24 protein-coding genes are annotated in these 23,859 nt (G+C 68.1%); 19 read left to right on the top strand and 5 right to left on the bottom strand.

Features of this window, described 5'->3' with window-relative positions; genetic code table 11:
- Nucleotides 1-258 precede the first annotated feature (258 nt).
- On the bottom strand, nt 259-1,596 hold the full coding sequence (locus AB3K92_RS17690) for a substrate-binding domain-containing protein (RefSeq protein ID WP_059622556.1): 1,338 nt from the start codon (nt 1,594-1,596) through the stop codon (nt 259-261).
- Nucleotides 1,597-2,235: 639 nt separating this feature from the next.
- On the opposite strand from AB3K92_RS17690, the gene gspF reads away from it, so the two are divergent.
- Complete coding sequence (gene gspF, locus AB3K92_RS17685) at nt 2,236-3,453, top strand: type II secretion system inner membrane protein GspF (RefSeq protein WP_369465524.1); 1,218 nt, start codon at nt 2,236-2,238, stop codon at nt 3,451-3,453.
- Between the two features lie 13 nt (nt 3,454-3,466).
- Here the strand turns inward: gspF and AB3K92_RS17680 are convergent, their stop codons facing one another.
- Entirely contained in the window at nt 3,467-3,913 is a 447-nt protein-coding gene (locus AB3K92_RS17680) for a hypothetical protein (RefSeq protein ID WP_369465523.1), read from the bottom strand.
- A gap of 88 nt (nt 3,914-4,001) precedes the next feature.
- Between AB3K92_RS17680 and gspG the strand changes: the two genes are divergently transcribed.
- From gspG to AB3K92_RS17650, 6 genes are all read left to right on the top strand, one after another.
- Nucleotides 4,002-4,457: a type II secretion system major pseudopilin GspG gene (gspG, locus tag AB3K92_RS17675; RefSeq protein ID WP_369465522.1), complete on the top strand. Its 456-nt coding sequence runs from the start codon at nt 4,002-4,004 to the stop codon at nt 4,455-4,457.
- A gap of 19 nt (nt 4,458-4,476) precedes the next feature.
- Complete coding sequence (locus AB3K92_RS17670; RefSeq protein WP_059652756.1) at nt 4,477-4,974, top strand: GspH/FimT family pseudopilin; 498 nt, start codon at nt 4,477-4,479, stop codon at nt 4,972-4,974.
- Between the two features lie 182 nt (nt 4,975-5,156).
- Entirely contained in the window at nt 5,157-5,903 is a 747-nt protein-coding gene (locus tag AB3K92_RS17665; RefSeq protein ID WP_369465521.1) for a secretin and TonB N-terminal domain-containing protein, read from the top strand.
- A gap of 6 nt (nt 5,904-5,909) precedes the next feature.
- The gene (locus tag AB3K92_RS17660; RefSeq protein ID WP_011354683.1) at nt 5,910-6,458 is read left to right on the top strand and encodes an RNA polymerase sigma factor; all 549 of its coding nucleotides are present in this window, start codon (nt 5,910-5,912) and stop codon (nt 6,456-6,458) included.
- A gap of 11 nt (nt 6,459-6,469) precedes the next feature.
- Nucleotides 6,470-7,465 (top strand): FecR domain-containing protein, encoded by a 996-nt coding sequence (locus AB3K92_RS17655; RefSeq protein WP_048022651.1) that lies wholly within the window; start codon nt 6,470-6,472, stop codon nt 7,463-7,465.
- 257 nt (nt 7,466-7,722) lie between these two features.
- Entirely contained in the window at nt 7,723-7,974 is a 252-nt protein-coding gene (locus AB3K92_RS17650) for a FecR/PupR family sigma factor regulator (RefSeq protein WP_369465520.1), read from the top strand.
- 275 nt (nt 7,975-8,249) lie between these two features.
- Here the strand turns inward: AB3K92_RS17650 and AB3K92_RS17645 are convergent, their stop codons facing one another.
- Nucleotides 8,250-9,074 (bottom strand): hypothetical protein, encoded by an 825-nt coding sequence (locus tag AB3K92_RS17645; RefSeq protein WP_021161931.1) that lies wholly within the window; start codon nt 9,072-9,074, stop codon nt 8,250-8,252.
- A 182-nt stretch (nt 9,075-9,256) separates the two neighbouring features.
- On the opposite strand from AB3K92_RS17645, the gene AB3K92_RS17640 reads away from it, so the two are divergent.
- Nucleotides 9,257-10,891, top strand: coding sequence for a type II toxin-antitoxin system Phd/YefM family antitoxin (locus tag AB3K92_RS17640; RefSeq protein ID WP_060232838.1), 1,635 nt, complete (start codon nt 9,257-9,259; stop codon nt 10,889-10,891).
- Between the two features lie 67 nt (nt 10,892-10,958).
- Here AB3K92_RS17640 and gspK read toward each other — a convergent pair whose 3' ends face one another.
- Together gspK and AB3K92_RS17630 are read right to left on the bottom strand one after the other, a co-directional pair.
- A complete protein-coding gene (gene gspK / locus AB3K92_RS17635; RefSeq protein WP_060232879.1) occupies nt 10,959-11,954 on the bottom strand; it encodes a type II secretion system minor pseudopilin GspK in 996 nt (331 codons plus the stop codon).
- A 32-nt stretch (nt 11,955-11,986) separates the two neighbouring features.
- Entirely contained in the window at nt 11,987-12,550 is a 564-nt protein-coding gene (locus AB3K92_RS17630) for a hypothetical protein (protein ID WP_059622569.1), read from the bottom strand.
- 637 nt (nt 12,551-13,187) lie between these two features.
- Here AB3K92_RS17630 and AB3K92_RS17625 point away from each other — a divergent pair.
- From AB3K92_RS17625 to AB3K92_RS17575, 11 genes are all read left to right on the top strand, one after another.
- A complete protein-coding gene (locus tag AB3K92_RS17625; protein ID WP_230942084.1) occupies nt 13,188-13,751 on the top strand; it encodes a DUF4915 domain-containing protein in 564 nt (187 codons plus the stop codon).
- A gap of 95 nt (nt 13,752-13,846) precedes the next feature.
- Nucleotides 13,847-14,395: an adenylyl-sulfate kinase gene (gene cysC, locus AB3K92_RS17620; RefSeq protein ID WP_369465519.1), complete on the top strand. Its 549-nt coding sequence runs from the start codon at nt 13,847-13,849 to the stop codon at nt 14,393-14,395.
- A gap of 150 nt (nt 14,396-14,545) precedes the next feature.
- On the top strand, nt 14,546-16,198 hold the full coding sequence (locus AB3K92_RS17615) for a ShlB/FhaC/HecB family hemolysin secretion/activation protein (protein ID WP_059588536.1): 1,653 nt from the start codon (nt 14,546-14,548) through the stop codon (nt 16,196-16,198).
- A 66-nt stretch (nt 16,199-16,264) separates the two neighbouring features.
- Nucleotides 16,265-18,070 (top strand): DUF2341 domain-containing protein, encoded by a 1,806-nt coding sequence (locus AB3K92_RS17610; protein ID WP_059588579.1) that lies wholly within the window; start codon nt 16,265-16,267, stop codon nt 18,068-18,070.
- Between the two features lie 24 nt (nt 18,071-18,094).
- Nucleotides 18,095-18,505: an ExbD/TolR family protein gene (locus AB3K92_RS17605; protein ID WP_369465518.1), complete on the top strand. Its 411-nt coding sequence runs from the start codon at nt 18,095-18,097 to the stop codon at nt 18,503-18,505.
- A 4-nt stretch (nt 18,506-18,509) separates the two neighbouring features.
- Entirely contained in the window at nt 18,510-19,208 is a 699-nt protein-coding gene (locus AB3K92_RS17600; RefSeq protein ID WP_021161943.1) for a TonB family protein, read from the top strand.
- Nucleotides 19,209-19,300: 92 nt separating this feature from the next.
- Nucleotides 19,301-21,112, top strand: a complete 1,812-nt coding sequence (locus tag AB3K92_RS17595) for a putative porin (protein ID WP_369465516.1) — start codon at nt 19,301-19,303, stop codon at nt 21,110-21,112.
- 12 nt (nt 21,113-21,124) lie between these two features.
- A complete protein-coding gene (locus tag AB3K92_RS17590; protein WP_369465515.1) occupies nt 21,125-21,823 on the top strand; it encodes a hypothetical protein in 699 nt (232 codons plus the stop codon).
- A 70-nt stretch (nt 21,824-21,893) separates the two neighbouring features.
- Complete coding sequence (locus tag AB3K92_RS17585; protein WP_069254761.1) at nt 21,894-22,481, top strand: YbjN domain-containing protein; 588 nt, start codon at nt 21,894-21,896, stop codon at nt 22,479-22,481.
- A gap of 26 nt (nt 22,482-22,507) precedes the next feature.
- A complete protein-coding gene (locus tag AB3K92_RS17580) occupies nt 22,508-22,966 on the top strand; it encodes a hypothetical protein (protein WP_369465514.1) in 459 nt (152 codons plus the stop codon).
- On the top strand, nt 22,963-23,853 hold the full coding sequence (locus tag AB3K92_RS17575; protein WP_369465513.1) for a peptidylprolyl isomerase: 891 nt from the start codon (nt 22,963-22,965) through the stop codon (nt 23,851-23,853). Before AB3K92_RS17580 ends, AB3K92_RS17575 begins: the two co-directional genes overlap by 4 nt.
- Nucleotides 23,854-23,859 lie beyond the last annotated feature (6 nt).

The following is a 23,859-nucleotide window of genomic DNA, read 5'->3' as shown; positions in this document are numbered from 1 at the left end:
GTGCCCGAGACCGGATAACCGGATGCGGGTTGGCCAGTGACAGGCATCGGAGCCGGAAAACGAAGCCCGCTTGGTGGGATCGGTCATATCACCACCGGACGCAGAAACAATCGTCCCGTGCGCCCTTGTCGTATTCGGGTGAGTGCTGCTGGAGTCGCATGCATCGAGACATGACGTAAGCCAGCTTCGGCATAAAAAAACCGCCTCGATCACTCGAGGCGGTTCATCAGGACGTTGATTCAGAAGTGATCCTGCGTGTTACCGGCCGGCGAAGCCGCCCGCGCCGCACACACCCGAATCGTTGATATCGAGGCCGTTGCCGCTGGAGTTGCTCAGGAAGTTCGACGAAATCGCGGTCTGGAATCCCGACGGAACGGTGTCGAAACCGTTGCCATGGACGACCGACGCGTAGCTGGCGTTCGTGTAGTGGTTGTTCAGGAAGTCATGAACAGCCGTACCCGCTGCGGCGTTGGAGTAGCACTGGCTCAGGATGATCTGGCTCGTGCCCGAGACCGGATAACCGGAAGCGGGGTTGGCCAGGGCGGCATACGCCGAACCGGAAACCGGAACCCACTGGGTCGGATCGCCGGCAGCGGTGCCCGACGGGGCGGTAATCGTACCGATCGCCTTCGTCGCGTTCGCGTACGTCGGTGCGTAGTACTTCGTGTCCTTCGTGTTGTACAGGCTGGCGATCGGGAGTTGCAGCGCGCCCGACGACGTCACGACCGAGCTTTGCGAAGCAAGGAACGTGTTCGTGTAGTCCGGGCTCAGGTAGGCGACGGCGGCCGTACCGGCCGACGACAGCGACGCGAGCGAACCACGGACGCCGCCGCTGCCCGAAGCTGCGACGAAGTTCGCCGGCACACCCGACGGGAACGCCGACGTGTTCGCGAACGTCAGCGAATCGATGAACTTGACGCCCGAAGCCGTATTGGCGGTCGTGCAGACGGCAGCCAGGTGGCGGGTCAGCAGTTCGGTCGTACCGCTGCCGTCCGAACGGTAGACGACCTTGATCGGCTTGCTGGTCGTCGTGTAGACAGCGCCCGTTTCCGGGTTGATCACTTTGTTCCAGTCGGTAATCTTGCCCGAGAAGATGCCGCACAGGTCGTCGTCGTTCAGCGCGATGCTGTGCGCCTGACCCGGCGTCGTTTGCGGCGTCGTCGAGCTCGTCACGGCCGGCGCGTTGACGACCGGCACCGTGATGGCCGTCACGATGTACGGGATCTGGATCAGCGGGCCGTTCGTGGTGCCGAGGCCCGTGTTGTTGTACGCGGTGACCTGAGCGGTGGTCAGTGCGGCATCGCTGTTGGCGAAGTGAACCGTGCCGGTGACACCCGAGCCGAAGAACGTCGGCTGGTTGTTCAGGAACGCGTTCTGGCCGGCGCCCGAGCCGACCGAGTAGTACGTGAACGTGCCTTCGGACGTGCCGAACAGGCCGATTTCGCTGGCGGGGTTGCTGACCGAGCCGATCGTCGGCGCGACGAGCGACGAACCGCCACCTTGAATCACAGGGCCTGCGGCCATCGCGAGGGATGCGCCCATGCCCGAAACGACGAGAGCGAGGACTTGACAGATCTTGCGCTTGCTGGATTTCATGAGAAATTTCCTTGGACGAAGATAAACGGAACCCCTGCTACTGCGGTTTGAATACTTGTGGACCGCCGGGTAAATGTAGGGGGAATTCCTTATGACGCGTGTGAATTTTTAATAACGAATGGTACGGAACATTCTTGTCGATATTGCCAATGCGTTATCCGGATTGGCTGGCGAAAAATCGTGATCGATTCGCGTGGCGAGCGATTCCCAGATGTTGGGAAGGCGGCGGCCCGATGCGGCGCGATGTTGCTCTGCTGGCGTGCTTGTGCGCACAGCGGCGCTATCTCAACATCAAGTCGGTTTCGTGGCAGATGCTACGGAACATTTCTTCCAGAGGTGAATCGATCATCCGGTTGCGATATTCCTGAAATTCATTTAATTGAATCATTGGGAAATCATTGGATCGTGATTGCTGGATGATTAATGATTGAATAATTGATGTCACTGCCCAGAATGAAATCGTTTATCCAATATAAGAACAACGGCCGGAAGTAATAAAGCCCGCCAAACCTCAAAAAGGTAGCCCAACATCCGTCACAAATCTGCGCCGGTTCACTCCTTAGTCTTCTCCGACGACTCCGTCCGACTCGTTGCACGACGTCGCCGGGGAAGTCGCACACGTGACCCGAGGGCAGTGACATGTCGGCATTCCGCTACGAAGCGATCGATCCCACCGGCCGCACGCTGAAAGGCGTGCTCGAAGCCGACAGCGCGCGCGCCGGGCGCAGCCATCTGCGCACGCAGGGGCTCACGCCGCTCGTCGTCGAACTCGCCGCGCAGCGCCTGCACGGTGAACGTCATCAGCGCCTGTCGCTCGGCCGCAAGCTGTCGCAGCGCGAGCAGGCGATCCTCACGCGCCAGCTCGCGAGCCTGCTGGTCGCTGGGTTGCCGCTCGACGAATCGCTGTCGGTGCTGAGCGAGCAGGCCGAGCGCGAATACCTGCGTGAGCTGATGGCGTCGATCCGCGCGGAAGTCGTCGGCGGCCATTCGTTCGCGAACGCGCTCGGCCAGCATCCGCGCGATTTCCCCGACATCTACCGCGCGCTCGTCGCGGCCGGCGAGCACACGGGCAAGCTCGGTATCGTGCTGTCGCGTCTGGCCGACTACATCGAACAGAGCAATGCGCTGAAGCAGAAGATCCTGCTGGCATTCACGTACCCAGGCATCGTCACGCTGATCGCGTTCGGCATCGTCACGTTCCTGCTGAGCTACGTGGTGCCGCAGGTGGCGAACGTGTTCACCAGCACGAAACAGCAGTTGCCGACGCTGACGGTCGTGATGATGGCGCTGTCCGATTTCGTGCGGCACTGGTGGTGGGCGTCGCTCGCGGGAATGGTTGCGGTTGTGTTCGCGATCCGCAAGGTGTTGTCGCAGGAAGGGCCGCGACTGAAGTTCGATCACTGGCTGCTCACCGCGCCGCTCGCCGGCAAGCTCGTGCGCGGCTACAACACGGTACGTTTCGCGAGCACGCTCGGCATCCTCACCGCGGCGGGCGTGCCGATCCTGCGCGCGTTGCAGGCGGCCGGCGAAACGCTGTCGAACCGCGCGATGCGCGCGAACGTCGACGATGCGATCGTGCGCGTGCGCGAAGGCTCGCCGCTGTCGCGTGCGCTCGCCCACACGAAGACGTTCCCGCCGGTGTTGGTGCACCTGATCCGCTCGGGCGAGGCGACCGGCGACGTGACGACGATGCTCGACCGCGCATCGGAAGGCGAATCGCGCGAGCTGGAGCGCCGCACGATGTTCCTGACGAGCCTGCTCGAACCGCTGCTGATTCTCGCGATGGGCGGTGTGGTGCTCGTGATCGTGCTCGCGGTGATGATGCCGATCATCGAGCTGAACAACATGGTGCAGTGATGCGCGGTTCGGCTCAGCGCACGAACGCGTTCGCCTTCTCCGTGGCGGGCAGCGCGATCTCGCGTTGCAGGCCGTGGCGATCGACGACGATCGAGCGCGCGCGAACCTCGGCGAGCTGCGCGGCTTCACCGATCGCCGCTCCGAGCGACACGACGCGCGCCGCTTCGCCGCCGACGCTGACGATCGCGGCCGCACGGCGCGCGTCGAACGCGAGCACGCCGAGCAACTGGATCGTGTCTCGGTTGTCGTCGGGTTTCGCGCCGAAGAGTTGCGCGCTCGCGGTGACGTCGATCGGCGCGGGCACTGCGACGGGCGCGGGCGCCGATGCGTCGGGCACGGTCAGCAGCCGCACGGCCCACAGCGAGACGGCGATGAGCGCGGCGCCGGAAGCGAGCGTCGCGACGAGCGGCAGCAGATCGGCGCGGGACGGAACGATACGGTGCAGGGCGAACGGTTTCATGGCGAAGAGTCGATGCGATGGACGAAAGACGATTGCCATTCTTTGATGGAAGGGTGAATGCATGATGACGGGCCCGAACGAAACCCGCATGTTGCGCGCAGGCAAGCCGCAGGAACCTGTATGTCGACGCGCGCAACGCGGCTTCACGCTGATCGAGATCATGGTGGTCGTCGCGATTCTCGGGATTCTCGCGGCGCTGATCGTGCCGAAGATCATGAGTCGTCCCGACGAAGCGCGCCGCATTGCGGCGAAGCAGGACATCGGCACGATGATGCAGTCGCTGAACCTGTATCGACTCGACAACGGCCGCTATCCGCCGCAGGAGCAGGGGCTCACCGCGCTGATCCAGAAGCCGACGACTGACCCGGTGCCGAACAACTGGAAAGACGGCGGCTATCTGGAGCGGTTGCCGAAGGATCCCTGGGGCAACGCGTATCAATACCTGAACCCGGGCGCGCACGGCGCGATCGACGTGTTCAGCTACGGTGCGGACGGCAAGCCGGGCGGCGAGGGAAACGATGCGGACATCGGTTCGTGGCAGTAACGGCAAAGGCTTGGTACACATGAAGCGCACGAACGCGCGGCAGCGATCGCGTCGATATCGTCAATCCGGCTTCACGCTGCTGGAGATGCTCGTCGTGCTCGTGATCGTCGGGCTGCTGGTCGCGGTCGTGACGCTCGCGCCGTCGCGCAATCGCCGCACGGATCTGGCCGAGGAAGCGCAGCGGCTCGCGAACCTGCTCGAATCGGCCGGCGACGAAGCGCAGGTGCGGTCGATGCCGATCGCGTGGCAGCCGGTAGGCGGTGGCTACCGGTTCGTGCAGCGCACCGAGAGCGGCGCGTGGGCGCCGATGCCCGACGACCTCTATCGTGCGCGCCGCTGGGGCGCCGAGGTGACGGGCGTGTCGGTGCGTTACACCGGCGGCGGCGAAACACCTTCGCAGATCGTGCTCGGCAGCGAAAGCATCGACGTGCCGGTGACGATCACGCTGTGGTCCGGCGACGTGCGAATGGCCGTCGTCGGCACGGGCATCGGCACCTTCGTCGTGCGCCGGCCTTGAGCGACGCGTGGCGCCGGGTGCGGATACGACGCGCGAACGCGTCGCGATTGAATCATGCCCCTGCACGCTTCACCTGACTGTCACAGTGCCCGCTCACAATCTGTCGTTCGCTTGCGACGGAACCGCTCACGGGGGAGCGCGTTTCGCCGGCAGCGTGCAACTCCACTTCCGTCCAGGAATTCATGACTCGTTCACGGGCGCCGACCGGTGTCCTGTCGCTCGTCGCGGGGCTCGCGTTCGTCGTGCTGTGCATGCGCGGCGTACAGGCACAGGAGACCGGCTCCATCGGCCGCCAGCCGGGCAGCGCGGTGCATTTCGATCTGCCCGCGCAGCCGCTCGCGAAGACCTTGCAGGACTTCGCGCGGCTCACCGAGCTGATCGTGCTGGCGCCGGCGCCGCTGCTCGACGGGCGCACGAGTGCGCCGGTGCAGGGCGACTTCGCGCCGCGCGATGCGCTCGCGCGGATGCTGGCGGGAACGGGGTTGCGTGCGGAGTTCTCGCGTCCGGACGAAGCGATCATCGTCGCGCAGCCGGCCGCCGAGACGCCGCCCGCGACGGCCGACACGCCGGCGGATGCGGCGCTGCCGATCGACGGGATCGGCGATTCCGGCGAGCGGCGCACGTTCGCGGGCCTGCTGCAGGCGCATCTGATCGATGCACTGTGTGCGCAGCCGGCGGCCGTGCCGGGCAGCTATCGACTCGTCGCGCAGGTGCGCATCGACAACAGGGGGGCGGTGGTGGCGGTCAACATGGTGGCATCGAGCGGCTCGGCCGCCCGCGACGCGGCGGTGATGCGCGCGCTGCGCGCACTGAAGCTGGACGACGCGCCGCCTGCGGACCTGCCGCAGCCGGTCACGATCCTGTTGCGGCCGGCCGGCAACGGCGTGCATTTCCGTTGCCCGGCGCCGCAGCCGGCCGTTCGGGGCTAGGCCGCCATGTCCGACAGCAACCGCTCCGGGCTCCGGAATCTGCTGGCGACGCGCTACGCGTACCTGGTCAGGCGGCTCGAACGCGTGACGGGGTCGAAGGACGGCGCCGCCGATGCGCTGCACGAAACCTGGCTGCGCCTCGAGAACGCGAACGTCTCCACGCAGGTGACGAACGCGGACGCCTATATACTCGGGATGGCGAACAATGTCGCGATCGACCAGCATCGCCGCGAACGGCGGCATCTGCACGACGACGATGTCGAGACGCTGCTCGAGATGCCCGACGAGCTGGCCGATCCCGAGCGGATCGTGGCGGCGCGCCGCAAGGTCGAGACCCTGAAGGACGTGCTGCGCGGCCTGCCGCCGCGGCGCCGCGCGATCCTGCTGGCCGCCCGCGTGGACGGCCTGCTGAACCGCGAGATCGCCGAGCATTTCGGCATTTCGCTGCGGCTCGTCGAAAGCGAGCTGAGCGCGGCGATGAAGTACTGCTTGCAGCGCATGCAGGAAGATGGTGATCCGTACACGGGCACGCGAGGCGGCCCGCGTAAATTTTGAGCATCAGGACGATGACGAAAGCCCAGGCCCAACCTGCCCACGACGAACTCGACGAAGCGAGTGCGTGGCTGCTGCGTCTGCGCTCGGGAGAAGCGAGCCAGGCCGAAGCCGATGCGTTCGAGCGCTGGTGTGCCGATCGTCCGCAGGCCGCCGATCTGCTGCGCGACACCTGGAGTTCGCTGCGCACGGCGGCGACCGAGCTTGCGCACGAGGAGCGGGCGGCCGCTGCCTGGGCAAACGTTGCAAGGCGCGAGCGCACGATGCGCACCGGGCGGCGCGCATTCATCGGTTTCGCGGTCGCGGCCGGCGCGTCGTGGCTCGCGGTACGGCCGCCGATGCAGCTGTGGCCGTCGCTCGGCGATATCGCCGCCGATTACCACACGGGCACCGGCGAACAGCGCAGCGTCGCGCTGTCGTCGCGCGTGACGGTCGAGCTGAATACGCAGACGCGTCTCGACGTGCTGGCCGCGAGCGATGCCGCGCACGGCGTCGAAGTCGTCGCCGGCGAAGCGGAGATCGACGCGGTCGCGCCGCCGGCCGGCCGCGCGACGCCGATTCAGCCCGTCACGGTGGTGGCGGGTGGCGGCCGCATGCAGGCGACCGTCGCCCGCTTCAACGTGCGGCGCACGGGCACGCAGGTGTGCGTGACCTGCCTGTCCGGCACGGTCGCGCTCCAGCATCCGCGCGGCGCGCGCATGTTGAACGCCGACGATCAGGTCGTCTACGACGATCGCGGCGTGCAGCCCGTGTCGCGGATCGATCCGGGCGCCGTCAGCGCATGGCGGCGCGGCATGCTGGTGTTCAACGGCGTGCCGCTGTCGGACGTCGTCGACGAGATCAACCGCTACCGGCGCGGCAAGGTCATCCTGCGCCGCGCGTCGCTCGGCGCGAACCGGATGCAGGCGCAGTTCCCGATCACGCGGCTCGACGACGTGATCGACATGGTCGGCCGCCTGTACGGCGCGCACATCACGCGCCTGCCCGGCAACATCGTGCTGTTGAGCTGACCGGCTTCCCGCGCTTCATTCCCCCGTTTTCCTTCCGCGCGCGATGCGTTCGCGTCGCTTGCGGCCGTCCGCGCACTGCGGGTTACGGCCGTCCGATACGACTTGATCAATGAGGGCCGGCAAACGCCGGGCTGTCCTTGATGGCGGCCCGGTGTGACGTCGTCGGACCCGAGGCGTGGGTGGCAAGCGCCCCGGCCGCGCAGCGATGCGCGGTGCGGGGGATGTGTGTCGATGGAGCTTCGGGCGGTGGCGTGATCATGAACGAATCGCAACGGGACACGGATCCCGGCGACGCGAATACGCGCGCCGATGCGATCCGCGAGGGCGCGGTGCGCTGGCTGCTGTGGCTGCGCGCCGGCGATACGACGGAGCAGGAACACGACGCTTTCGCGCGCTGGCGCGCGCAGAGCGACGAGCATGCGGCCACGGTCCGCGAGCTGATCTGGATGTGGGCGCTGCTGGAGGCGGTCGGCCGTCATGAGGCCGGCGGATCGACACGCACGCATTGACATGGCGGCGATCCGCGCACGCACCGGTGTGGTGCGCGATCGCGTTCGCGCGATCACCCAATGGCGCCGGAAGAAAGTCTGCGGGTTATGCAGGCCCGCTTCGACCTTGTATACGAGAGAGCGAGGGGGCCGTGTAGCAGGACCGTGAAGAGGGGCGGTAAAGCGGAGACCGGGGAACGGGGGCCGGAGACGGCTCCCGGATCGCCGTTCACGCATGGCGGCGGCGCGCGTGGCGAGTACGTGCCGGCCGCGTCACGACAACACGGATTCCCGATTCAGGATGGCGACCCGGGCTGCAGGCCCGCGCGTGCGCCGTTCCATGCGGCATCGAGCGGATCGCCGGCATCGCGCAGCGGCTCGCGCAGAAAGGGAAAGCGTTCGACGAACGATGCGGATTCTTGCAGGGCCACGATATGGTTGACCATCCATTGCAGCAGTTCGCCGCCGTGCCGGACCTGTTCCGGGCGCCAGTCCGGCATCGTCGAGAAGAGGGCCGAGAAGCCGCTCCAGCGCGACGGCCGGTCGTTGTCGCCGGGCCGGAAATACGTGTTCATCGCGACGTCGTCCGCGTCGGTCAGCGCGCCGACGAACAACCCGTGCGGCGTCGGCACGCCGATCTGCCGCCAGCCTTCCGCGAGCGCGAGCGAGCGCATCACGCGCGCCGCGACGAATGCGATGCGCGTTTCATGTTCGACTTCCGCCAGCGACATCACGCCGTTGCGCTGCATGCAGCGCGCGACCGCGTGCGGACGGATCACGTTCGACGCGAAACTGCGCAGCACGAGGTCGGGCACCGTCAGCTGAAGCTGGAATTCGCGCAGCCCGTGCTCGGCGCTCATCGTCGAGAAATTGACGAACAGCCCTTCGGCCCGTCCGAGCGCACCGACGTACGGTTCGAGCCCGAGGCGCGCGAGTTTCGGCGCGATCTGGCGTTCGAGCAGCCGCAGCAGGTTGCGGCGGTTGCGCACGCCGTTGAAATCGTCGATGCCGCGCGTGACGACGTCGCTGATTTCCCAGCGGCGCTCGTCGGCGACGAGCCGTGGCGAGCCGCTCAGGTCGAACCGGGCGCGGCCGTGCGCCACGCGGGGATCTACGTACATGCCGGTGCCTCGTGCATCGATTGCGGGCGGACCGTCGCGACGGCGTGTCGTCGCGCGGATCGGGTCGCCCACGATGCTGCGGTGTCGACCGCGCGCCGTCAAGTGCGAACGCATCGCGCCGCACGCGTGCGCGTCCCGTTGCGGCGGCCCGCGCGGTCAACCGGACAATGTGGGGTACCCCGATGATGCGCACGATCGTGGAACGCTTTGTCGAGCAGAGCCCGATGACGATCATGGCGCGGCTCGTGCTGCAATGCGCGCTGCACGACGACTGGGTCGGCGCCGCGGCGGACGCCGGCGACGAACCCGACGGCGAGTCGATCCGCGAGGCGCTGTTTGCCCTGGCCGTCGACGCGCTCGCGTCGATTGCGAGGCGACGGCGGATGTCCGACGGCGAGGCGGCCGCTGCGCCGGGGGTGGGTACGGCCGTGACGGCGCTGCACGATTGCATGAGCCGGTGGCGGGCCGGCTGGGGGCGCGCGCTGGTAAGGGACAGCGTCGACCTGCTGCTGCCGGTCGCGTCGGTGCGCGGCGTCGACGGTGCGCGTGCAGTCGACGGGATGCGGCTGCGCGTGCTGGACGGGGCCGGCGAGGCTTGTGCGCCGCGGGCCGGCGGTTGCGACTGCGGGCGCGCGTGCGACGACCCCGCGCGCGATGCGGCGGCGGGCGGCGTGCGCGTCCTGCCGGTCTACGATCCGGATCTCGGGATGATCGTCGACCTGCTGCCGTGCGAGCGGGGTCGGTCGCACGAGCGTGCACTCGTCGGCGCGCTGCTGGAAACGGTTCGGCCCGGCGAGCTGTGGATCGTCGACGGGCGCTTCGATACGGACGCGATCCTGTCCGGCTGGCCGCGTCGCGGCGGTGCGTTCGTGCTGCGCGAATACGCCTGCCCGGCGGCGTGCCGGCCGCTCGGCGACTGGCGGGAAGCCGGCATGTTCGGCGCCGGGCGCGTGCGCGAACAATCCGTCGGGATGGCCGGCGAAGGCGGCGTGTCGGGCGCGTTTCGACGGATCGAATGGCGCGGCGCGGAGGCCCCCGGCGACATCGTCACGCTGTTGACCGATCTGCCGGCCGGGCGGTTCGACGCGCCGCAGGTCGTTGCACTGTCGTGCCGGCGCTGGCGTGACGCGTTGCCGCTGGCGCTCGAGCCCGTCGTGGACGGCGCGCCGTTCGGCGCCGTACCCGCGCGCGCGGCGCTGCTGGCGAGCGGGATCGCCGCGTTTGCCTACAACGCGTTCAGCGTGATGACGCGTGTCGTCGGCGGCACGCTCGATCTCGACGCGCGCGATGTCGAGCGCCTGCCGGCGCTGATCGCCGACGGCGTGGCGGCCACCTACGCGGGCATGATGATCGCGCTGCCGCCGGACTGGTGGCAGCGTTACGACCAGTTGCCCGCGACGGCGCTCGGCCAGATCGTGCGGATGCTCGCCGCGCACGTCGACCCGCGCAGCGAGCGGCGGCGGCGCCGTGACAACCGGCTGTCCGCGAAGTCGCAGGCGATGCTGCGCGCGGCGACGCTCGAGCGCCTGATGCACGACGACGGCGACGATCCGGCCGCGAACGTGTTCAGCCTGCGCACGATCGCGATGGCGACGCGCGACTTCAGCAGCAATCCGTCGAAGGCGCTGCGGCACGCGGGCGAGGCGCTCGTGATGGTCACCAAGTACAACCGGCCGATCGCGCTGCTCGTGTCGATCGACGACTGGAACCGGCTGCTCGGCGAAGTGCGCGAGACGAGCTTCACGCGGCTGTCGTTCGATGCGGCCGCGTCGCAGGGCCTGCGTCCGGTGACGCTGAGCGAATCGTCGTTGAATTAGCGGGCGCCGGCCGCACGTTGCCGGCCCGGCTTGCCGTTCATCGCGCCGGCACGTGCCGCCCTCGGCTTCAACTCGTCAGCCGCCGCACCCAGATGACCGACGTCCACGCGAAATTGCCGCTGCCGTAGCGCGCGATCAACGTGTCGATGCGCGTGTTGATCCGCGCCGAATGCACGCGGCAGTGCACGATGAAATAGCCGCTGTTCACGCCCACGGCCGAGCCGTCCGGCAGCGTCGGGTTGCCGCCCTGCGCGGGCAACAGGTATTCGGCGATGTCGCCGGTGCTGACGAAGTAGGCGGTGGCGCGCCGGTCGACGAGCCGCCTCGCCTGGCTCGCCGACAGCGTCGGAATCGCGGCGACGAGCACGGGTTCGGGCGCGGTGTTCGCGTTGACGACGGTCAGGTCGGGCAGGATCGTGACGAACGGCGCGAGCGCTGCGATCGCATGCGCGTCGTAGCCGGGAATGCGAGCGAGATCGTCGACGGACACGAGCTGCAGCGGCCAGCCGCCCGGGCCGTTCGTGTCGCGCAGCGAGCGCAGCATGTAGTCGGCCGTCGGTTGCGCGAGCGCCGGGTCCAGCGACAGCTGCCCGAGCAGGCGCCGGTACGCCAGCACGCCTTCGCCGTTGGACTGCCACGGCTTGCCGGGCGCGGCGCGCGACACGAGGTTCGTCAGGTTGAAGCGCGCCTGCGCGTCCTCGACGCTGCCCGAGATCCACGCGCGCGACAGCTCGGCGTTGACCGCCAGCGCGTCGGACGGCAGCAGGTCCGAGAGCGGCACGTCGGCAACCGGTGCCGACCACGTCTGGCCGGCGAACGTGACGTTCGACGTCGCGCTTTGTGCGCGCAGCGTCGCGCGTGCCCATTCGACCGCGGCGCGCTCGATCCACATCGTCTGCGTCGCGAGCCGCTGGTTCTCGACGTCGCGCGTCGCGACCTGCTGGCGCCACAGCACGCTGGCCGCGAGTGTGGCCGCCAGCGCGACGACGAGCAGCACCGTCACGATCGCGATGCCGCGTTCGCGTCGTGCGTGCGTCGTCCTGTCTTTTCCGAATCGATGCATCCGCGTGCCCCCGCAGTGTCGGCGCGGCGCGCTCACACCTCGAACGCCAGCCACGCATGCGCGATGCTCGCATGCGCGGATGACGCGACGCCGAACAGCGCGGCCAGCCCCGCGACCCAGCACGCGAGCGTCGCGGGACGCATGCCGTCGTCGGCAAGCGGGCCGACGAGGCCGGCGATCGCGTGCGACCGCCACAGCAGCAGCACGAACAGCGCGCAGCCGACGGCCATCGCGATCGCGAACATGTGCGCCGCGACCGCCGGGCGCCGCGTGAACGGCGCGCGGTGATGGCGCTGGTTCGTCGTGACGATCGCGACCCCGTTCGCGACGGGCACGATCGCCATCGCGAGCGCCCAGAACAGCGGCTGGTCGCTCGACGGATTGATCAGCAGCAGCGTGCCGATCGTCCAGATCGGCGGCGCGAGCAGCGTGAGCGCGGACCACGACAGCAGCTGCCACGCGAGCCACGGCGTGCGCCAGCGCAGCGGCGGATGCGGCGCGACATGAGCGGCGGGCGGCAGCGGCCGGCCGGGCATTCCGGCGGCGCCGGACAACCGCCCGGCGAGCCACCGGACGAGCATCGTGGCGAATGACATGGAGTGTCCTGTCGTTGACGTGTTCCGTTCTCAATAGCTAGGACGAAGCGGGCGCGCGCAAGCCGCAGGATTTCGTGCGTGCCGTTGCGTGCGTCGCGATACGGCGATGCGCCGTAAACGGTCCCGGCGATCCCGCGCCGTGTTTCGCGAGCGTTTCGTGAATATCTTCAGCGGAATGTCACAAAAACTTCCCGGTTGAAACCCGAGGATTGTCGGGCCGCACGCCGGCACGTCGCGTTTTCGCGAGGGCTGGCCAGACGGCGACACGTTTTCCGGTCGTCCGCGCGCAATGGCAGCACGCTGACGCGCCGCAGGTCGGCCGGACGACGCACGTACACGAAACGGGGGCCACGCAAGGTCATGCACCGCGTCTCGCGCGTCCTGCGCGAGGGAGCGGCTGCGCGCGCATTGCAGGCCGCTTGCGTCGACCGCCTGCCCGTGCCGGCGGACCGGTCGACGTCACGCAAAAAAACATTGCGGCAATGCGCGCTTCGTTCCGTCTAGGTAGGTGGGAGCTGCGACTCGGTATGCCGTATGCGGCCCCGTCCGCGACCGGCGCGCATGCGTCGTGCCGGCGGGCGGGAACACGCGGACGCGCGCATTTTTTCTCATCAGGTGGCGTGAAGCCGACAGGTGCATGACAGTGGAACAGTTCGAGGAAACCCGGCCGGCCGGCGAGCGCGGCACGCCGACGGACGACGTATCGGCGCGGCAGGCGCAAGCGCTGTCGCCGGTCGTCAACCTGCGCGACACGGGGCGTTTCCTGCAGGTGCTCGAGGCGCTCGGGTGCTCGCTGGCCGTGAGCCGCCGCCCGTCCGGCGTGGCCGTGATCGGCGTCGATGACGGTGTGCCCACGTTGTCCGCGTGCCTGTTGCCGCGCTCGATGGGGATGGCCGTGTCGGGTAACCGGCTCGCGGTCGCGACGATGCACGAGCTGATGGTGTTCGCCAACTTGTCGACGCTCGCGCCGCGCTCTCCGCTCCGCCCGGATCATTACGACGCGATGTTCGTGCCGCGGATGTCGTACTACACCGTCGATCTCGACCTGCACGACATGGCGTTCGACAAGCACGTGCTGCTCGCGGTCAACACGCGCTACTCATGCATCAGCGTGATCGACGGTTATTTCAATTTCACGCCGATCTGGCAGCCGCGTCCGCGCGAGGACGATGAACCCGCGAACGCGGTGGAGCAGGCGTGATGACGATCGATCGTTGCGGGTTTCCCGGCGTCGTTTCGTCCTTATCGGTAGACGGAGCGTGCGCTGGGTGGAGAGCGTCGCCGCGGGCCGGCGGGGTGTTGTGGCTCACGGGGCTGTCGGGCGCGGGCAAGACGACGCTGGCCGATGCGGTGGCGGCGCAACTGCGCGACCGATCCGTGCATCCGGTGGTGCTCGACGGCGACCGGCTGCGGACGGGGCTGAATCGGGATCTCGGCTTTACGGTGCAGGACCGTTTCGAGAACGTGCGGCGCATCGCCGAAGTCGCGGCACTGACGAGCGAATCGGGAGCGCTTGCGATCGTTGCGGTCATTTCGCCGCTCGCGGCGATGCGCGATGCCGCGAGAGCGATCGTCGGGCCGGCATTCCGTGAAGTGTATGTGAGCACGCCGCTCGCCTGCTGCGAGGCGCGGGATCCGAAAGGGCTGTATGCGAAGGCGCGGAGCGGTGTGCTGCCGGCATTCACCGGTGTTTCGGCGCCGTACGAGCCACCGGTCGAAGCCGATCTCACGATCGACACCGGCCGCGCGTCGCTCGCGATGTGCGTCGACGCGCTGATGCGGTTCGCCGTCGCGCAGTTCGGTGGTGCGGCCGATCCGCGGGCGGCACCGCTGCGGCACGGCTGAGTCCGGATCGATAGCAGGAAATAGTGTTTCGTAGTTCATGCTAAGGATGACGAACAAAGCGTCATCAAAGTGAAACAGGCAACTGATAGCGGAGCGGCGGCAGTTCGCGACAGCTTCGCTTCGATCCGGAACAACAAAGGGGAATGGCGCATGCCGCCGAGAGTAGACCGCAAGTCACGCGAACGATGGCGGCTGAAATGCCGATGCCTGGCGGGCGTCGTGCTGGCCGGAGGGATGGGCCTCGCACCGGGCGTTCATGCGCAGGAAGCCGCGCCGGCCGCGAAGGCGGCACCGGCCGCACCGCAGTCGTTCGACGTGAATGCCTTCGTGGTGCGCGGCAACACGACGTTGCCGACGCTCGAGATCGAGAAGGCCGTGTATCCGTTCGAAGGGCCGGGCCGCACGCTCGCCGACGTGAACGCGGCACGTGACGCGTTGCAGAAGGCGTACCAGGATCGCGGCTACCAGTCGGTCGTCGTCGAGCTGCCGCAGCAGCAGGTGAAGAACGGCGTGATCCTGCTGCAGGTGACCGAGGCAAAGGTCGGGCGCCTGCGCGTGGACGGCGCGAAATACAACTCGCCGCAGAACATCCGCGATGCGGTGCCGGCGCTCGCCGAAGGCCAGGTGCCCGATTTCAACCAGGCCCAGCAGCAGCTCACCGACCTGAACCGCTCGGCGGACCGCCAGGTGATTCCGGTGCTGAAGCCGGGCGCGTTGCCGCAGACGGTCGACGTCGACCTGAAGGTCGACGATCACAGTCCGCTGCACGGCTCGCTCGAACTGAACAACGACAACAGCCCGGGCACGTCGACGCTGCGCACGACCGCGAGCCTCAGCTATTCGAATCTGTGGCAGCTCGGCCACGTGATTTCCGGCACCTACGTGATCGCGCCGCAGCATCCGAACGATGCGCGCGTCTACGCGTTCTCGTATCTCGCGCCGATCAGGGATTCGCGCTGGAGTTTCCTCGCGACGGTCGTGCATTCGGACAGCAACGTCGCGTCGGTCGGCAACACCAACGTGCTGGGCAAGGGCACCACGTACGGCTTCACCGCGATCTATTCGCTGCCGGCGACGGAGACCTACGCGCATTCGGTCAGCATCGAGATCGATCGCAAGCATTACGACGAGGACGTGTCGCTGCCGGGGCAGGGCGGCTCGACGGCGCCGCTCACGTACGTGCCGGTGACGCTGTCGTACAACGGCCAGTTGAGCCTGAAGAACTCGCAGACGTCGTTCTCCGCGTCGCTGACGACGAACATCCGCGGCCTCGGCAGTGACTGGGGCGCATGGGACAACAAGCGCTACAACGCAACGCCCGATTTCGTGTACGGCAAGTTCGACGTGAATCACACGCAGCGCTTCGCGAACGACATGCAGGCCAACGCGCACGTGAACGCCCAGATCTCGAACTCGCCGCTCGTGTCGAGCGAGCAGTTCGCCGCGGGCGGGATGAACAGCGTGCGCGGCTACATGCAGGCAGAGGACACGGCCGACAGCGGCGTGATCGCGTCGCTCGAGCTGCGCAGTCCGTCGCTCGCGAAATGGCTCGGCGGCGCGGTCGGCAGCCGCGTGAACGAGTGGCGCTTCCACGCGTTCTTCGACGCGGCGCACCTGTGGCTGCTGAGCCCGCTGCCGGAGCAGACGGCGCGCTTCAACCTGATGAGTGTCGGCGTCGGCACACGGGTGCAGATCATGAAGTATGCGAGCGCGGATTTCGAGGCCGGCTGGCCGTTGAAGGCGGGCGTCTATACGCGGCAGTACAGCCCGCGCTTCGATTTCTTCGTAAGGCTGGGGTTCTGACGGATTTTTTTGATCGTGCCGGGGCGATGCGACGAGCGCGGCGCCCGCACATTCGGGGAGTGGATCGTGAAGCGAGTCTTGTTTTTCCTGTTGGCGGTGATGCTCGGCGTGCTGCCCGGCATCGCGAACGCATGGTGGCAGAACGACTGGTCGTACCGGAAGGCGATCACGATCGACGCGAGCGCGAAAGGCGCGAACCTCGCGGAGTCGGCCGGCCGCGTGCCGCTGCTGATCCGCCTTCACTCGGGCAATTTCCAGTTCGACGGGCTGGCCGACAACGGTGCCGACATCCGCTTCGTCGCCGGTGACGACAAGACGCCGCTGAACTACCACGTCGAGCAATACGACCCGGTACTCGGCGTCGCGCTGATCTGGGTCGACGTGCCGAAGATGCCGGCCGGTGCCGCGGAGTCGATCTGGATGTACTACGGCAACAAGAAGGCGCCCGACGGCAGCAAGCCGGCCGAGACGTTCGATGCCGACTACACGCTCGTCTACCACTTCAACGGTGCGGCCGGCGCGCCGCCGAAGGATGCGACCGCGTATGGCAACAATGCGCAGAACGCGGCGTTCCGCACGGTCGAGGACGGCATCGTCGGCAAGGGTGCGCGCTTCGACGGTACGGGGTCGCTGACGTTGCCGGCAAGCGCATCGCTGAATGTGGCGGCCGGCGGCAGCTTCACGTTCAGCGCATGGGTGAAGCCGTCGGCGCTGGCGCCGAACACGCTGCTCTACAGCCGCCGCGATGGCGCGAACGCGCTGCTGGTCGGCCTCGACAACGGCGTGCCGTTCGCGGAAGTCCAGGGCGCAGCCGGCAATCCGGCACCGGTGCGCACGCCGGCCGCCTCGCCGGTCGCCGCGAACCAGTGGACCTATCTCGCGGTCACGGCCGACGGCAAGAACCTCACCGTGTACGTGAACGGCAAGCAGGCCGCGCAAGTCGCGGCGACGCTGCCCGCGTTGACCGGCGCGGCGACGGTCGCGGCGGACACGACGGGCGCGCCGGCCGGGTTCGCCGCGTATGCGGGCGCGCTCGACGAGCTGCGCCTGTCGAAGATCGCGCGCTCGCCGGCCGCGATCGCGGTCGATGCGCTCGCGCAGGGCTCGGAATCGAAGCTCGTCGCGTATGGCGCCGACGAGAAGCAGTCGGGCTTCGGCTTTGGCTATTTCGGCGTGATCGTGCAGTCGGTGACCGTCGACGCGTGGGTCGTCATCACGATCCTGCTCGGCATGGCGCTCGTGTCGTGGATCGTGATGTGGACCAAGGCGCGCTACGTCGGCACCGTCGACAAGGCGAATCAGTATTTCGTGCAGCGTTTCCGCGAAGTGGCGGGCCGCCACCTGGTCGGTCTCGCGCATGTCGACGAAGCGAGCGCCGACGGCCGCCGGCTGTACCAGTCGTCGCTGTACCGGCTGTACAAGGCCGGCGTGCATGAAATCCACAGCCGCGTGGACGGCAACGGCCGCACGGTGATCACGTCCGAATCGATCGAGGCGATCCGCGCGTCGATGGACGCGACGCTCGTGCGCGAAAACCAGCGGCTGTCGAAGTCGATGGTACTGCTGACGATCGCGATCTCGGGCGGCCCGTTCCTCGGGCTGCTGGGCACGGTGGTCGGCGTGATGATCACGTTCGCGGCGATCGCGGCGGCCGGCGACGTCAACGTGAACGCGATCGCGCCGGGTATCGCGGCCGCGCTGCTCGCCACCGTCACCGGGCTGTTCGTCGCGATCCCGGCGCTGTTCGGCTACAACTACCTGCTGATCCGCAACAAGAACGTGACCGCGAACATGCAGGTGTTCGTCGACGAATTCGTCACGCGCCTCGCCGAAGCGCACCGCGCGCCCGATCACGCGGTGCTGGCCGACTGACCGCATCGCACGCAGGAGACCACCATGCAGGTTCAGGACGACGACAAGCCGTACGACGACATCAACATCCCGCCGATGCTCGACCTCGCGTACGTGCTGCTGATCATCTTCATCATCATGACGACCGCGTCGGTGCAGGGCATCAAGGTCGATCTGCCGAAGGCGAGCTCGTCCGCGAGTCTCGCGAAGCCGAAGACGAAGGCGATCACGGTCGCCGATTCGGGGCAGGTGTTCCTTGACGCGTACCCGGTGACGATGGACGAGCTCGAAAGCCGGCTGCGCACCGAGAAGGCGACCAATCCGGAATTCCCGATCGTGCTGAAGGGCGACGCGGCCGTGCAGTACCAGAAGGTGATGGACGTGCTCGACCTGCTGCGCCGCCTCGACCTGTCGCAGGTCGGCCTGGTGACCGGCAAGGCGAAGCAGGGCGGCTGACGCGATGGAAATGACCTACAACGGCGGCCCGCCGGACAAGGGCCCCGGCCGCTACGTGAAGCCCGTCGCGATCGCGCTGGTGCTTGCCGGCGTGGCCGCGCTGATCTGGCGTTTCGCGGGCGATACCGCGGGCGTGAAGCGCGTGAGCGCGCCGCAGGTGACGACGGTGATCCCGCTGCCGCCGCCCCCGCCGCCGCCGAAACAGAAGCCGCCGCCCGAGAAGGTGAAGGAAGAGGTCAAGACGCCGGTCGAGCGGCCGACGATCGCGCCGAAGCCGTCCGAGGCGCCGAAGCCGTCGGACAACCAGCCGAAGCAGATGACGATGAATGCCGACGCGCAGGCGGGCAGCGACAACTTCGGCATCGGCGCGGGCGATGGGTCGGGCATGCTGGGCAGCGGCGGGGGCGGCAAGTTCGGCAACGCGAGCTATGCGCAATACATGGTGTACGTGCTGCAGCGTGCAATCGAGCAGGACAAGGGCGTGCAGGACGCCGGCGGCGCCCGTTTCGCGGGCAGCCTGAACCTGTGGATGGACACGTCGGGGCGGATCACGAAGGTGACGATCGCGCAGTCCACCGGCGACGCGAAGATCGACGCGGCCGTCGTCGCGGCGGTCGAGGCGCTCGGCAGGGTCGATGAGGTGCCGCCGCCCGCGACCGCGTATCCGGTGCTCGTCAAGCTCCAGGGCCGCAAGCCGGCATGACGATGCGCGACAGAGACCACGCAAGAATCATGGGGCAGCGCCGTCGCACGGATGCTGCCGGAAAAGAAACGAAAATTGTTCGGAGTGCTTCGATGATTCGGAAGATGAACGGACGGGGTGGGGTGCCCCGCAACGGCGCGCTGCCCGCGCGCCTGTCGCGCGTCGGTGCGGCGGTGCTGACGCTCGGGCTGACGTGCGCGTCCGCCGCGCACGGGCAATCGCTCGAGGCGCAGGCGGCGTCGGGGAAGGCCGCGCCGACGGAGAGCGTGGTGATCAACCTGATCAACCTGCTCGTCAAGCGCGGCGTGCTCACGCAGCAGAACGCGAACGAGCTGATTGCCGAAGCGCGCACGGAAGCCGTGCAGGCGAGGTCGGCGCGCGCATCGGGCGCACCGGTCGTGGCGGGCGGCGTGGTCAACCCGCCGACGCAGCCGGGCGACGTCGCGGTGCCGTACGTGCCGCAGCTCGTGCGCGACCAGATCCGCGACCAGGTGAAGCAGGAAGTGATCGCGCAGGCGAAGGCCGAGAACTGGGCGCAGCCGAACACGTTTCCCGACTGGGTGTCGCGCATCAAGCTCGACGGCGACATGCGCGTGCGTGACGAATACCACTTCTACGGCAGCCGCAACGCGAACAACGTGACGAACTTCGCGGCGATCAACCAGGGCAACGGGTTCGACATCAATTCGAACACCAACACGACGCAGCTGCCGACCCAGAACACCACGCAGAACCGCAACAACCTGCTGCGCTACCGCGCGCGGCTCGGCGTGACGGCGACGCTGTCCGACGAGATGATCGCGGGCCTCCAGCTCGCGAGCGGCAACGACAATGGCCCCGTGTCGACGACGGGAACGGCCGGCGGCGGCTGGGGGAAGAAGAACATCTGGCTGAACAAGGCATTCTTTGCGTACCGGCCGACGTCGTGGCTGAACCTGACGGCCGGCCGTTTCGACAACCCGTTCTTCAAGTCGGATCTGGTGTTCTCCGACGACCTGATGATGGACGGGCTCGCCGCGAACCTGCGCCATGCGCTGCCGTGGAATCCGGACGTCACGCTGTTCGGCACGCTCGGCGTGTTCCCGATCCAGTACACGAGCGAGAACTTCCCGTCGAACAGCACCGACAAGGCCGGCAGCGACACGAAGTGGATGTTCGGCGCGCAGTTCGGCGCGGACTGGAAGATCGATGCGAAGAACCGGCTGCGCGGCGCCGTCGCGTATTACGACTTCCAGAACATGCGCGGCACGCTGTCGTCGCCGTGCGCACTGTATCTCGGCGCGACGAGCTGCAGCACCGACAACGAGGCGCCGGCATTCATGCAGGGCGGCAACACGCTGATCGCACTGCGCAACATCGTGCAGAACCCGAACCTCGCGCCGGGGATGACGCCGCAGCCGCAGCTGTTCGGTCTCGCGTACAACTACCGGCTGCTCGACCTGAAGGCGCAGTGGGATACGGTCGTCGCCGACCGCTTCAAGCTGCGTCTCGACGGCGAATACGTGCGGAACCTCGCGTACAACGACAACAAGGCGTTCGCGGCGGCGTCGCTGCCGGTCAACAACTACGAATCGACGTCGGTGAACGCGACGCGCGCCGACTACCGCAGCGGCCCGAACGGCTTCCTCGCGAAGGCGACGTTCGGCGAGCCGGAACCGCGCGAGAAGGGCCAGTGGAACTTCTCGATCGCATACAAGTACCTGCAGCCGGACGCCGTGCTCGACGCGTTCAACGATCCCGACTTCCACCTGGGCGGCACCAACGCGCGCGGTTACGTGCTCGGCGCCGCCTACGCGGTTGCACGGGACACGTGGGTGTCGGCCCGCTACCTGAGCTCGAAGGAAGTGTACGGGCCGCCGGTATCGATCGACGTGCTGCAGATCGAGCTCAATGCTCGCTTCTGACCGGAGCCGGGAATGAACACGATCACTCGCACGATGCTCGCGGCCGCCCTGGCCGGCACGCTGCTGTCCGCGGCCGGCGGCGCGCATGCGCAGAGCATCGAGGACAAGCTGCGCAGCCAGTTGCGCGCGACCGTGCAGGAGCTGCGCCAGTTGCAGGACAGCCAGGCGCAGTTGCAGAGCGACAAGGCGGCGGCCGAGAAGCAGCGCGACGACGCACTTGCGCAGCTGAAGGCGATGCAGGGGCAACTGGCGGCCGCGCGCGGCGACTCGGGCGCCGAGGCCGCGGCGAAGCGCGCGCTGGCGCAGGAACGGGCGGGCCGCGAGCAGGACGCGAAGTCGCTGGCGAAATACAAGTCGTCCTACGAGGACCTGCTGACCGTGTCGCGTGCCCGCGATGCGCAGCACACGCAACTGCAGAAGGACGTCGCCGCGCGTGACACGCAGCTGAAAACCTGCCAGGCACACAATGCCGAGCTGTATCGCGTGGGGCACGAGATTCTCGACGCGTACGAGCACGTCGGCATCGGCACGCTGTTCTCGTCGCGGCAGCCGTTCGCGCAGTCGGCGCGCGTGAAGTACGACGACCTCGCGCAACGCTACGGCGATGCACTGTACGCGGGCAAGTACGATCCGGCCGCGCGGCCGGTTGCCGCCGCGCCGGCAACGGCTCCCGCGTCGGCCGCTTCGGCCACTTCGGCGAACGCGCAGTGAGCGCGCAGTGAGCGCGCGGCCCGCAACCGGGATTGAACCGATCGATTCGTTGAACATGGGGAAGACAGACATGCAAGACAAGCAACCGAACGCCGGCGACGAACGCGCGGCACACGACGCGCCGATCGAAGCGATCAGCGCCGACCGTCTCGCCGACGTGCTGCGCCGCGCGGGCTATCGCGTGACGGCGGCCGAGCAGAACGGCGCGGTGCAGCTGATGAGCGCGAGCCAGGGCATCGGCTTCGCGGTGCGCTTCGGCAACCCGGCTGTCGCGCTCGCGCCGCAGGGCGCCGATGCAACGCCCGCCGCGCTGCCGTACATCGATTACACGCTGTCGTGCGTGCTGCAGGTGCAGGGTGAGTTGCCGGCCGAGCTCGTCGCGGACTGGAACCGGACCAAGCGCTTCGCGCGTCTCGCGAGCCACGGGCAGTTTCTTGCGCTGGAAATGGACGTGATCGTCGCGGGCGGCGTGTCCGAGCGCTACCTGCGCTCGACGATCGAGCTGTGGGACCGGCTGATCCAGGAATTCCTGCTGCACCTGCGCAACCGTCCCGCGATGGCCGGGCAGGAAGCGGCGGCGCGTGCGGCGGCCGGCGACCAGGCACGCGCATCGACCGCCGAAGCGGCCACGGCAGCAGTCGAGGCTGCCGCGCAGTGATGCGCGGCGGCAGCCGGATCGGCGCCATGCTGCGTGCATGGTTGCCGGGCCGCGCGCGGCACGACGCGAAAGCCGCGGCCGCGAGCGATGTACCCGCCGCGTGGGGCGCGTATGCACAGCGCATCGCGCGGTGGCTGCAGGCGACGCTGGACGGCGACAACGAAAGCGACGACGCGGCGGTTTGCCGCCTGCGCGCCGGCATCGAACGCTGGGCCGGCGAACGGGCCGATGCGGGCGACGACCGTCCCGTGCTGCCGGTGCGCGCGTGGCTCGACCGGTACGGGCACGTGACGCGCATCGACAGCGGTGCGGCCGGGCAAGCGGCGCTCGACGCGGCGCTGCACGCCGCACTCGTCGGCCGGACGGTCGGCGCGGCGCCGCCACGCGGGATGGCGCAGCCGCTTGTCCTGCGCATGACGCTGACGGACGCGCGCCGATGCGGCGTCCGCAATTCAGGAACGATCGAGAGGGCAATCGAACGATGATGACGAAGATGAAGATGCTGGCGACGGTGGCAGGCAGTCTCGTGCTGGGTGCGCCGTTCATTGTGCACGCACAGGACGACGTGATCGCGAATGCCGCGCAGGCATCGGTCACGCAGGCCGATATCGCGGGGCTGCTGAAGTCGGTGAGCCCGGAAGGGCGCGAGCGTCTCGCGGCCGATCCCGCGGCGCTCGACCAGGTCGTGCGTTCGACGCTCGCGCAGAAGGCCGTGCTGGCCGAGGCGAAATCGAAGGGCTGGGACAAGCAGGCGCAGGTGCAGGCGGCCGTCGAACAGGCGCAGCGCGACATCGTCGTGCGCAGCTACCTGGCGTCGGCGAATGCGCCGCCGGCCGACTATCCGTCGGACGCGGAGCTGCAGTCCGCGTATGACAGGAATCGCGCCGCGTTCACCGCGCCGCGCGCGCTGCACGTCGCGCAGATCTATATCGCGGTGCCGCCGAACGCGGATGCCGCGACGCTCGACAAGGCGCGCAAGCAGGCGGCCGATCTCGCGAGCCGCGCGCGCGGCGGCGATTTCGCGGCGCTCGCGAAGGCGAATTCGCAGGACAAGGCGAGCGCCGCGAACGGCGGCGATCTCGGGTTCGTGCCCGATCAGCTGATGGTGCCGGCAGTCCGTCAGGCGGCCGACGCGTTGAAGCCGGGCCAGGTCTCCGCGCCGATCCAGACGCCGGCCGGCTTTCATGTCGTGAAGCTGATCGACGTTCGCGCGGCCGCACCGCGCCCGCTGGCCGACGTGAAGGAGCAACTGCGCGCGATGCTGCGCGCGCAGCGCACGCAGCAGAATGCGCAGGCGTATCTCGCGAAGCTCGCCGCTAACGTGCCGATCAACGAAGACGCGCTGAAGAAAGCGCTCGCATCCGCCCGGTAGGCGCGC

This window comes from Burkholderia sp. Bmkn7, from assembly GCF_041103175.1.
Taxonomy (GTDB): Bacteria; Pseudomonadota; Gammaproteobacteria; order Burkholderiales; family Burkholderiaceae; genus Burkholderia; species Burkholderia cepacia.
Note: the sequence above shows the minus strand (reverse complement) of the source record. Positions and strands in the feature narration are given on the sequence as shown.